Raw genomic sequence first — 10,630 nt, forward strand, 5'->3', positions numbered from 1 at the left:
TTCCGAGAAGACCATGCCCAAATAACAACCTGAAACGCGATGACGCGCTTCAGGAATTCCCTGTCAGATAGTGTCTGTCAGATGTCCTTGCCACGCTTGCGCATCTCGGCGCGGAAGGCCCCCATCACGGTCTCGGAGAAGGTCTGGGCCCAGGAGTTCATGAAGTTCATGCTGAGTCCGATGGCGCGCGGCTCGGCGTCGATCAGCTTCTTGCCCAGCGGCGACTTGTAGAAGGTGACGAGATCCTTCAGCTCCTGCTCGGTGAACTCGCTGGCATAGATCTGCGCCATGCCTTCGCCGATCTCGCTCTGGCGGCCGTTGAGCTGCTGGGCCACGATCGGCGCGACCTCGTTGAGGTCCTTCTGGTAGTTGAGGTTCTGCTGGATCAGCGCATTCTTGGTCTTCTCGACGAGGCCGGGCACGGCGCCCGCATACATCCCGCTGGCGTTCTTGATCTGCAGGATCTCCCTGGCTGCGGCAACGGCTGCAGGCGAGGCCTTCGGCTGGGCCGGCGCAGCCGGAGCCTTCTGGGCCTGCTGCGCCACGGCCGGGACGGCCGCCAGCGCCAAGCCCGCAACGAGGGTCGCGGCTGGCAAGAATTTCAAAAAGCTCTTCATTCCTAGTCTCCTTTCGGCTTGCGCCGTTCAATCACGCGGATTCCCTCGCCACCCGCCAGAACGGCAGAGCTGGCCAAGCCGATGAACAATCCATGCTCGACCACGCCGGGGATCGCGCTCAACGCCTTGGCTAGGCTGGCAGGATCCTCGATCCGTCCGAGCTGGGCATCGACGATCCAGTGGCCGCCGTCGGTGACGAAAACGTGGCCGTCCTTGCCCTTGCGGACCGCCATTTGCCCGGAAACGCCGCATTCGGCAAATGCCTTCTCGATCGCGCGGCGCGTCGCGCCGAGGCCGAACGGGATGACCTCGACCGGCAGCGGAAACTTGCCGAGCGTCGGCACCCATTTGCTGTCGTCGGCAATCACGATCATGCGATCCGAGGCCGCCGCCACGATCTTCTCGCGCAGCAGCGCCCCGCCGCCGCCCTTGATCAGGTTGAGCGCGGGATCGATCTCGTCGGCGCCGTCGACCGTGATGTCGAGATGGTCGATCTCATCGAGCGTCGTCAGCGGCACGCCGCAACGCGTCGCGTCGAGGCGCGTCGCCTCGGAGGTCGGCACGCCGATCACTTTCAGCCCGGCGGCGACGCGCTCGCCGAGCAGCTCGACGAAATGCTTGGCGGTCGAGCCGGTGCCGAGCCCGAGCTGCATGCCGTCCCGCACCTCCTCGAGCGCGCGGGCAGCAGCCTGTCGCTTCAACTGATCCATATTCACGTTTGCGCCTGCCTCTGAAGTCTCGAAGGTGCCGCCGATCATGGCCGCTTTCGGCGGCCTATGTAGCCTCGTTTTTCCCGCGGGAACAGGCCTATAAGGTGATCTTATGGGCCCGCCCCTTGCGTGGACGCGACCGGGCCGGTAGCGCTTGGATCATGATCTCCCCTCACACTATCGTCTTCGATCTCGACGGCACGCTTGTGGATACGGCGCCCGACCTGATCACCGCGCTGAACTACGTGCTCGACCGCGAAGGGCTGCCGCCGGTGCCGATGGCCTCGGCCCGCAACATGATCGGCGCCGGCGCCCGCAAGCTGATCGAGCGGGGACTGGAAGCGGAGGGCCGCGCCGTAACCCCCGCCGACATGGACCGGATGACCGCCGATTTCATCGCCTATTATGCCGATCATATCGCAGTCGAATCCCGCCCCTTCGAGGGGCTCGAGGCCGCGCTCGACCAGTTTTCGGCTCAAGGCCATCGCCTCGCGGTCTGCACCAACAAGCTGGAATGGCTATCCAAGCGGCTGCTGGACCAGCTCGACCTCAGCCGCCGCTTCGCGGCGATCTGCGGCGCCGACACTTTTGGCGTCCAGAAGCCCGATCCGACCATCTTCCGGGAAACGGTGGCGCGGGCCGGCGGCGCGGTCAAAGCCAGCATCATGGTCGGCGATGCCGGAACCGATGTCGGGGTGGCCAGGCGGGCCGGGGTGCCCGTGATCGGGGTCAGCTTCGGCTACACCGACGTGCCGATCGCCGAGTTGAAGCCGGACCGGCTGATCCATCACATGCGCGACCTGCCGGCTGCCGCGAGCAGCCTGATGACGGCTTCACCCATCGCAACCGGCTGATACAACTCGGTTATTCTCGCGACGCCCTGCGTTAACCATCAATTATCTATGCACCGCGCGCCAATTGCCTGCCCCAAACGACACTCCTAAGGTCGTCCCGGGGATGTGGCGGCTCGTCGCAGTCGAATTGGATGGTTCATGCGTCGTGTCATCGCGATTGCGCTAGCGGGAGCGAGTCTGTTGGGAGCGGCCAGCCTTGGCGGCTGCTCCTCGATGTCCTTTGACGTGTTCAAATCGACCCCGCCGACGGTCCAGGTCCGGCTCGAATCCAATCCCCCGGGCGCGGACGCCACGACATCGCTCGGCCCGGGCTGCAAGACCCCCTGCTCCGTCTCGGTTCCAGCTCCCGACGTCCCCTTCACGGTCGCTTTCGCGCTGCCGAAGTACCAGCCGGCAAGCGTCCCGGTGAATCTGATCAGGAATCCCGGGGATTTCACCACCCCGGCCTCGGTGACCACGGACCCGGATCCGGTGTTTGCGGAACTGCAGCCCGCGACCCCGCCCAGACCGGTTCGCAAGCCGCACCGGCCCAGGAAACCGAAACCGGCCGCAGCGGCGCCTGCTGCGGCACCGGTTCAAGCGATTCCGGCCGCGGCCTCGCCGTTCCCCGATCCGAACGCCGGCCGGCGCTGATCTAAGTATACCACCCGATTGTCCTCGCCGCGTCCGATGCTTAGATTGCGTCCCGAGCACCGCCTGAAGCCAAGGTGCGCCCGTCGCCATAAGTGACAAGGCCTCTCGCATGAACGGATCCGCCGCGCTGTCGAACCCGATGACCGATCCGTTCGGGCGGACCATCAGCTATTTGCGCGTGTCCGTGACCGACCGCTGCGACCTGCGCTGCTTCTATTGCATGTCGGAAGACATGACGTTCCTGCCCAAGGCGAACCTGTTGACGCTGGAGGAACTCGACCGGCTCTGCTCGGCCTTCATCGCCAAGGGCGTCAAGAAGCTGCGCCTCACCGGAGGCGAGCCGCTGGTCCGGCGCAACGTGATGACGCTGGTGCGCTCGCTGTCGCGGCATCTGTCGAGCGGCGCCCTCAACGAGCTGACGCTGACCACCAACGGCACCCAGCTGGCGAAACACGCAAGCGAGCTCGCCGATTGCGGCGTCCGCCGCATCAACGTCTCGCTCGACACGCTCGATCCCAGCAAGTTCCGCGAGATCACCCGCTGGGGCGAGATCGACAAGGTGCTGGAAGGCATCGAGGCCGCGCGCGCCGCGGGACTTGCCGTCAAGGTCAACGCGGTGGCGCTGAAGAATCTCAACGAGGACGAGCTTCCCGAGCTGATGCGCTGGGCCCACGGCAAGGGCATGGGCCTGACGCTGATCGAGGTCATGCCGATGGGCGAGATCGGCTCGGGCCGCATCGACCAATATCTGCCGCTGTCGCTGGTGCGTGCGCGCCTTGCCCAGCAATTCACGCTGACCGACCTCGCCGAGAGCACCGGAGGCCCGGCCCGCTATGTCAGCGTCGCCGAGACCGGCGGCAAGCTCGGCTTCATCACGCCGATGACGCACAATTTCTGCGAATCCTGCAACCGGGTTCGGATTACCTGCACCGGAACGCTGCACACCTGCCTCGGCCACGAGGACGCCTCGGACTTGCGCAAACCTCTGCGTGCATCCGATGACGACATGCTGCTTGCGGATGCGATCGACCGCGCCATCGGCCTGAAGCCCAAGGGCCACGATTTCATCATCGACCGCCGCCACGACCGCCCCAGCGTCAGCAGGCACATGAGCGTCACCGGCGGCTGACACCGGCGGATTACGGCCTTTTTCCCCTTAACTATCAACAAACTTCCGATTGACTGGCGGCACGCCCGCTGGTTTGGTGCGGCGGCCTCATGCCTGCGCGGCGAGACAAGCCACGCGCCCGTTCGGCGCAGTCAAGACGGCCAGGGCATAATCGGGGGAGGACCTATCGTTGCAAGCGCTCCTTAAGCTGAGCAGTAGGATTGATGCGTTCACGCGCTGGACAGGCAAGCGCGTGGCGTGGCTGATCGTGCTCGCCGTGATCATCTCGGCCGTCAACGCCATCATCCGCAAGACGTTCGACACCTCCTCGAATTCATGGCTCGAGCTGCAATGGGTGCTGTTCAGCATCGTCTTCCTGCTCTGTGCCCCCTGGACGCTGCTCGACAACGAGCACATCCGCATCGACATCGTGAACAACACGCTGTCGAAGAAGACGCGCAACGTAATCGATGTCGTCGGCCACGTATTCTTCCTGTTTCCGATTTGCATCGTCATGATCATCACCGGGGTGCCGTTCTTCCAGCGCTCCTTCCACATCAACGAGCAATCCGGCAACGCCGGCGGACTGCCGCAATGGCCGGCCAAAGCCCTGATCATGATCGCATTCGCGTTCCTGCTCGTTCAAGGCATCTCCGAGCTGATCAAGCGGATTGCGGTCATGCGCGGATTGATTCCGGATCCCCATGAATCGCAGGTGTCGGCGCTGGAGGCGGAAGTCGAGCATCTCGTCGAAGCGATCGAGAAGAAGTAGCCGTTGGCGACGGTGTAGGGGGAAATCATGACCGCATTCATCATCGCCAATATGGCGCCCATCATGTTCGTGTCGCTGGTCGTCATGCTGCTGCTCGGCTATCCCGCGGCATTCTCGCTCGGCGCCGTCGGCCTGTTCTATGCCGTGATCGGCGTCCAGCTCGGCCAGTTCCACCCCGACTTCCTCCAGGCCCTTCCCGAGCGCGTCTACGGCGTGATGAACAACGACACGCTGCTCGCCATCCCGTTCTTCACCTTCATGGGACTGGTGCTGGAGCGGTCGGGCATGGCCGAGGACCTGCTCGACACCATCGGCCAATTGTTCGGCACCATCCGCGGTGGCCTCGCCTACGCCGTGATCTTCGTCGGCGCGTTGCTCGCCGCGACCACGGGCGTGGTCGCGGCTTCCGTGATCTCGATGGGTCTGATCTCGCTGCCGATCATGCTGCGCTACGGCTATGACCGCCGGGTGGCAGCCGGCGTCATCGCTGCCTCCGGCACGCTCGCCCAGATCATCCCGCCCTCGCTCGTTCTGATCGTGATGGCCGACCAGCTCGGCAAGTCCGTCGGCGACATGTACGAGGGTGCCTTCATCCCCGGCCTCGTGCTCGCGGGCCTCTACGCCCTCTACGCCTTCCTCGTCAGCATGATCTTCCCGGCAGCAGCACCCGGCCTGCCCAAGGACGCCATCGGTTTCCGCGAAGACAATGGCGACCGCGGCCTGGTCTCGCTCGGCATGCTGTTCCTGGCGAGCTGCGTGTTCGGATGGTTCATGATGCGCAATTCGAGCACGCATGGCGCCGATTACGTCGTGCTCAGCATGTTCTACGGCATCGTCTTCGCGTTCGCCGTCGCCGTGGTGAACTGGGCGATCGACAAGCTGACCGGCTTCCGCTTCCTGTCCAAGATGGCGCAGCAGACCACCTTCGTCATGGTGCCGCCGCTGTTCCTGATCTTCCTCGTGCTGGGCACCATCTTCATCGGCATCGCAACCCCGACCGAAGGCGGCGCGATGGGCGCGGCCGGTGCCCTCATCCTGGGCGCTGTGAAGCGCCGGCTCAGCTGGGACCTCATCCGGCAAGCCACGGAATCGACGGCCAAGCTGTCGGCTTTCGTCGTGTTCATCCTGGTCGGCGCCCGCATCTTCTCGCTGACCTTCTATGGCGTCAACGGGCACGTCTGGGTCGAGCACCTGCTCACCTCATTGCCCGGCGGTCAGGTCGGCTTCCTGATCTTCGTCAACGCCCTCGTGTTCGTGCTGGCCTTCTTCCTCGACTTCTTCGAGCTGGCCTTCATCGTGATCCCGCTGCTCGGGCCTGCCGCCGAGCATCTCGGCATCGACCTGATCTGGTTCGGCGTCATTCTCGGCGTCAACATGCAGACCTCGTTCATGCATCCGCCGTTCGGCTTCGCGCTGTTCTATCTCCGCTCGGTCGCGCCAAAGGATCGCTACACCGATCGCGTCACCGGCAAGCGGATGGAACCCGTCACCACGGGCCAGATCTATTGGGGCGCGGTGCCTTTCGTGGTCATCCAGCTGATCATGGTCGGTTTGGTCATCGCCTTCCCCGCGATGGTAATGCACTACAAGGGCGTGCAATCGACCATCGATCCCAGCACCATCAAGATCGAGGTGCCGCAGATCGAGCTGCCGCCGCTGGATCTCGGTCCGCCGTCGAAGTAGGGGGGCGACACGCGCCGTCGTGCTCCGCGCAAGCGGGGCATGATGCGCGACGGCGCGCGTGACAAGCACCGAAAACGGAGGCATACCGGGCCATCCTCAACCCTAGGGATGGCCGCCCATGCTCCGATTGCACCCTGCTCCATCGCTCGTTGGCCGGTTGATCGCCTCGCTCTGGCTGACATGTGCCGCAGCGACGGTGCAGGCCGAGCCGATCGCCGATGTCCATATGCTGGCGCAACAGGAGCAGCAGCCGCTGCTCGACACGCTGCGCGATCTCGTCAACATCGAATCCGGCAGCAAGGACATCGAAGGCCTGAACCAGATCGCCGAGCGCGTTGCCGGTCAGCTCAAGCAGCTCGGCGGCACGGTGGAGATCCTGCAACCCACCGACATCTATCGCCTCGACGACACCCCCGAGAAGATCGGGCCGGCCGTGCACGCAATGTTCAAGGGCACCGGAACCAGGAAGATCATGCTGATCGCCCACATGGACACGGTGTACCTGAAGGGCATGCTGAAGGACCAGCCGTTCCGCATCGACGGCGACAAGGCCTACGGCCTCGGCATCGCCGACGACAAGCAGGGCGTTGCACTCATTCTTCACACCGTGGCCCTGCTGCAGAAGTTGGGCTTCAGGGATTACCGCACGCTGACGGTGCTCACCAACGGCGACGAGGAGATTTCCTCGCCCGGCTGGCGCAGTACCATCACCCGCCTCGCCTCGGATCAGGACGCGGTGTTCTCGTTCGAAGGCGGCGGGACCGACGGCACGCTGCGCCTCGCCACCAGCGGCATCGGCTCGGCCTATCTCACCGTGCAGGGCAAGTCGTCACATGCCGGCGCAAGGCCCGAGGGCGGCGTGAATGCGCTGTATGAGCTCTCGCATCAGGTGCTGCAGATGAAGGACCTGTCCAAGCCCGAGCGGGGCCTGAAGCTGAACTGGACCGTCTCGCAATCCGGCACCAACCGTAACGTGATTCCTGCGAACGCCACGGCCCAGGCCGATGCGCGTGCGCTCAAGGTGTCCGATTTCGACGGCCTGGAGCAGGAGCTGCAGGACAAGATCAAGAATCGCCTGCTGCCCGATTCCAAGGTCAACCTGAAGTTCGAGGTGCGCCGCCCGCCGCTGGAAGCCAACGAGGTCTCGCGCCGCGTGGCCGCCCACGGCAAGACCATCTATCAGGAGCTCGGAATGGCCCTCAAGGTCGACGAGAAGGCGACCGGCGGCGGCACCGACGCCGCGTTTGCCGCGCTCAAGACCAGCGGTGCCGTGGTCGAAGGCATGGGTCTGTCAGGCTTCGGTGCACATTCCAACGATGCCGAATATGTGCAGCTGGGCACCATCGTGCCGCGGCTGTATCTGGCGACACGCATGATCATGGACCTCTCCACCGGCAAGCTGAAATAGCGGCTCTTTCTCCCTTCTCCCCTTGTGGGAGAAGGTGGCGCGAAGCGCCGGATGAGGGATTCTCTCCACGCGCTCAATTGAGAGTGGGCCTCACTGAGAGACCCCTCACCCGTCTCGCCGCTGTCGCGGCGAGCCACCCTCTCCCACAAGGGGAGAGGGGAAAGAAGCAGCCCCGTCGACCAACCGAAACCGCAGCGTGAACTCGGCTCCGCCGCCGGGAAGATTCTCCACCGCAACCGTCGCCGCGTGATCGTCCGCCACGGCGCGCACGATCGAGAGTCCGAGGCCCGCACCGTCGCTGCGGCGGCGGTCGGCGCGCCAGAAGCGCTGGAAGATCAGCTCGCGCTCGGTCTCCGCGATCCCCGGACCGGAATCGCGCACGCGCACCGAACCGTCCTTGCTCACCTCGACGTCGACGGTGCTGTCCTTTGCCGTGAACTTGATGGCGTTTTCGGCGAGGTTGAAGATCGCCCGCTGCAGCATCTCCGCATTGCCGTGGATCAGCACCGGCGCATCGGTGCCCTTCAGCGCGATGTCCTTGTGCTGGGCGATCGCGAACGGGGCGATCGCGGCGACCACCTCGGCGCTGACCGCGCGCAAATCCGCGGTCTCGCCGGGATCGAGCACCAGGGTGTCGAGCTCGGCGATCTCCAGCAGCTGGGCGACGAGGCGGCTCATGGTTTCGATGTCGGCATGCAGCGCCTGCCGCGCCGCGCGGTCGTCAAGCGTCTCGATCCGGGTGCGCAGGATCGCGAGCGGCGTGCGCAATTGATGCGCTGCGTCCGCCGTGAACTGCCGCTGCACCCGAAAGCCGCCTTCGAGCCGGTCGAGCGCCTGGTTGACGGCGGTGACGAGCGGCAGGATCTCGCGCGGGATCTGCTCCGTCGGCAGGCGGATGTCGGTGCGCGCCGGGCCGATATTGCTGGCCTTCTCGGAGGCCTTCCACAGCGGCGCGATCGCCCGGCGAAAGATGATGATGTCGGTGGCGAGCAGGATCAGGAGGATCGGGATCGTGATCCATCCGACGCGCCGGAAGAAGTTCGAGACGATGTCGTCGATGATGACGTCGCGGTGCGCGAGGTCCTCGGCGACCTGGATACGCACCGTCTTGCCGTCGATGTCCCGGACGACCGTAGCGCCGGAAATGCTCTCGGGCGGGCGCGCAGCGGCGGCAGAGCGCCGGTGCGAAGAGAACAGCAAGCGGCCGTCGGCGTCGCGAATGTCGTATTGATAACGGCCATACGCGTCCGAATAGAGGCCCTTGAGACTGTCGGGCAGATTGAACGTCAACTGGCCGCCCGGCTGCGCCACGATCCGCTCCGCCAGCACTTCGGCCTGGGCGCGCATGGCATCGCGATGCAGCTGGTCGATCTCGGAATTGAGCAGCCAGAACAGCACCAGCGGCAGGAAGATCGCGACCACCGCGACCGCCAGGATGTGCAGGAACACGATGCGCCAGATCAGCGATTTGAACGTCGGCGACCTGCCATAGGACCCGGCCTCTGACCCGGTCTGGGCCACGCTATTTCTCCACGTCCATGAGATAGCCGACGCCGCGGATGGTGTGGATCGCGACCTTGGCGCCGTGTTCGGCGAGCTGCTTGCGCAGCCGCGAGACGTAAACCTCGACCGCATTGGAGGCGACCTCGCCGTCCAGCCCGAAGATATGGTCCTCGACGTTCTTCTTCGGCACCACCCGCCCCTGCCGGCGCAGCAGGATCTCGAGCACCGAGGCCTCGCGCGCGGAGATGATCCGCGGCTGGTCGTCCACGAAGATCTGGCGGCTCTCGGTGTCGTAGACCAGGTTGGCGAGACTGAGCGAGCGGCCGAGCAGCTGGCCGGGCCGGCGCAGGATCGCCTCCAGCCGCGCCACCAGTTCCTCCATCGCGAAGGGTTTTGCGAGATAGTCATCGGCGCCGCTGCGCAGGCCGCTGACGCGGTCCTGCAGGCCGCCGCGTGCGGTCAGCACCAGCACGGGGAGCGGCTCCATCTTGACCCGCAGCTCGCGCAATACCGACAGACCGTCGCCGTCGGGCAGCCCGAGGTCGAGGATCATCGCGGCATAGCTGACGCTGCTCACCGCCTCGCGCGCCTCGGCCGCGCTGCCCACGATGTCGCTCTGGTAGCCGGCCGCCGCCAGCCCGCCCGCGACGAGCCGCGACAGCTCGGCATTGTCCTCGACGATCAGAAGGCGCATCGCATATCCGCCGAATACTCAAGTCACCGCACGGCTCGCGCGGCAGCTTCGCTCTCTTCCCCCATTCCGGCCGCCTCGGCCAGCGAAAAAGCGCGGCCCTGGTCGCTCTTCCGTTCGCCTCGTCGGCTATCGCGTTAGCCTGACTTCGTGCCGTGCCGCCGGAAAGCGGTTCTGAGCTCAGCCAGTTCGTGCGCCGTCGCCCCTCGCTCTCCGTTGGCGCGGCTTGCAGGCAAGTCCAAATACGCGATCGGCTGATCGAACTGGCTCCCCATGAAGTCGTACCTCTTGCCGTCGATTCGGTTGCAGAAATGCTCGCCGGCCGGCAGCGGCGTCTTCAGGAGGTCGCCGCCGAACAGTTCGTGAATGAGCAGCGAGGTGACGTTGCACTGTCCCGCCGCGGGGTTGCTCGCGGTCCATTGGCTCGCCGTCGCCAGCGACCATGCCCTGCGCAGCGCCCTCTGAACATTATCTGGATCGAAGCTCAGCACCGTTCCCGCCTCCGCGAAGACCGCTTGCATCGCCATTAATGGGATGACCCGCCCCGTCCTCTCAGTCAGACTGAGTTGGCTTTTGAAAGGAGGAAGCAATGAGGACACGGAACAAGCCCAGGCCGGCAACGGTGTTTGGGATCGACATTGGCAAGAACTT

11 protein-coding genes are annotated in these 10,630 nt (G+C 65.0%); 6 read left to right on the top strand and 5 right to left on the bottom strand.

Annotated features, from left to right (window positions below; genetic code table 11):
* Positions 1-77 precede the first annotated feature (77 nt).
* Positions 78-617 carry a DUF2059 domain-containing protein gene (locus tag AC066S_RS27605; protein WP_478271090.1) on the bottom strand — a complete coding sequence of 180 codons (540 nt, stop codon included), beginning with the start codon at positions 615-617 and terminating at the stop codon, positions 78-80.
* 2 nt (positions 618-619) lie between these two features.
* Positions 620-1,333: a ribose-5-phosphate isomerase RpiA gene (gene rpiA / locus AC066S_RS27610; protein WP_135168487.1), complete on the bottom strand. Its 714-nt coding sequence runs from the start codon at positions 1,331-1,333 to the stop codon at positions 620-622.
* Positions 1,334-1,488: 155 nt separating this feature from the next.
* Between rpiA and AC066S_RS27615 the strand changes: the two genes are divergently transcribed.
* The 6 genes from AC066S_RS27615 (at position 1,489) to AC066S_RS27640 (ending at position 7,785) form a co-directional block, all read left to right on the top strand.
* The gene (locus AC066S_RS27615; protein WP_126261546.1) at positions 1,489-2,181 is read left to right on the top strand and encodes an HAD family hydrolase; all 693 of its coding nucleotides are present in this window, start codon (positions 1,489-1,491) and stop codon (positions 2,179-2,181) included.
* A gap of 138 nt (positions 2,182-2,319) precedes the next feature.
* Complete coding sequence (locus AC066S_RS27620) at positions 2,320-2,814, top strand: hypothetical protein (protein ID WP_478271091.1); 495 nt, start codon at positions 2,320-2,322, stop codon at positions 2,812-2,814.
* Positions 2,815-2,923: 109 nt separating this feature from the next.
* On the top strand, positions 2,924-3,943 hold the full coding sequence (gene moaA / locus AC066S_RS27625; protein ID WP_478271092.1) for a GTP 3',8-cyclase MoaA: 1,020 nt from the start codon (positions 2,924-2,926) through the stop codon (positions 3,941-3,943).
* A gap of 169 nt (positions 3,944-4,112) precedes the next feature.
* On the top strand, positions 4,113-4,694 hold the full coding sequence (locus tag AC066S_RS27630) for a TRAP transporter small permease subunit (protein WP_126261543.1): 582 nt from the start codon (positions 4,113-4,115) through the stop codon (positions 4,692-4,694).
* Between the two features lie 27 nt (positions 4,695-4,721).
* Entirely contained in the window at positions 4,722-6,377 is a 1,656-nt protein-coding gene (locus AC066S_RS27635) for a TRAP transporter large permease (protein WP_135168324.1), read from the top strand.
* 118 nt (positions 6,378-6,495) lie between these two features.
* Positions 6,496-7,785, top strand: a complete 1,290-nt coding sequence (locus tag AC066S_RS27640) for a M20/M25/M40 family metallo-hydrolase (protein ID WP_478271093.1) — start codon at positions 6,496-6,498, stop codon at positions 7,783-7,785.
* 105 nt (positions 7,786-7,890) lie between these two features.
* On the opposite strand, the gene AC066S_RS27645 is transcribed toward AC066S_RS27640, so the two are convergent.
* The 3 genes from AC066S_RS27645 to AC066S_RS27655 form a co-directional block, all read right to left on the bottom strand.
* Positions 7,891-9,306, bottom strand: a complete 1,416-nt coding sequence (locus AC066S_RS27645) for a sensor histidine kinase (protein WP_478271094.1) — start codon at positions 9,304-9,306, stop codon at positions 7,891-7,893.
* A 1-nt stretch (position 9,307) separates the two neighbouring features.
* Complete coding sequence (locus AC066S_RS27650; protein WP_126261539.1) at positions 9,308-9,982, bottom strand: response regulator; 675 nt, start codon at positions 9,980-9,982, stop codon at positions 9,308-9,310.
* A 134-nt stretch (positions 9,983-10,116) separates the two neighbouring features.
* The gene (locus AC066S_RS27655; protein WP_478271095.1) at positions 10,117-10,506 is read right to left on the bottom strand and encodes a YunG family protein; all 390 of its coding nucleotides are present in this window, start codon (positions 10,504-10,506) and stop codon (positions 10,117-10,119) included.
* Positions 10,507-10,630 lie beyond the last annotated feature (124 nt).

Source organism: Bradyrhizobium sp. CFUWI, assembly GCF_056429085.1.

Bases quoted from the DNA above. Each gene is read 5' to 3' on its own strand.
- AC066S_RS27605 (WP_478271090.1), bottom strand. From the start codon at position 617: ATGAAGAGCTTTTTGAAATTCTTGCCAGCCGCGACCCTCGTTGCGGGC.
- AC066S_RS27615 (WP_126261546.1), top strand. From the start codon at position 1,489: ATGATCTCCCCTCACACTATCGTCTTCGATCTCGACGGCACGCTTGTG.
- AC066S_RS27620 (WP_478271091.1), top strand. From the start codon at position 2,320: ATGCGTCGTGTCATCGCGATTGCGCTAGCGGGAGCGAGTCTGTTGGGA.
- moaA (WP_478271092.1), top strand. From the start codon at position 2,924: ATGAACGGATCCGCCGCGCTGTCGAACCCGATGACCGATCCGTTCGGG.
- AC066S_RS27635 (WP_135168324.1), top strand. From the start codon at position 4,722: ATGACCGCATTCATCATCGCCAATATGGCGCCCATCATGTTCGTGTCG.
- AC066S_RS27640 (WP_478271093.1), top strand. From the start codon at position 6,496: ATGCTCCGATTGCACCCTGCTCCATCGCTCGTTGGCCGGTTGATCGCC.
- AC066S_RS27650 (WP_126261539.1), bottom strand. From the start codon at position 9,982: ATGCGCCTTCTGATCGTCGAGGACAATGCCGAGCTGTCGCGGCTCGTC.
- AC066S_RS27655 (WP_478271095.1), bottom strand. From the start codon at position 10,506: ATGGCGATGCAAGCGGTCTTCGCGGAGGCGGGAACGGTGCTGAGCTTC.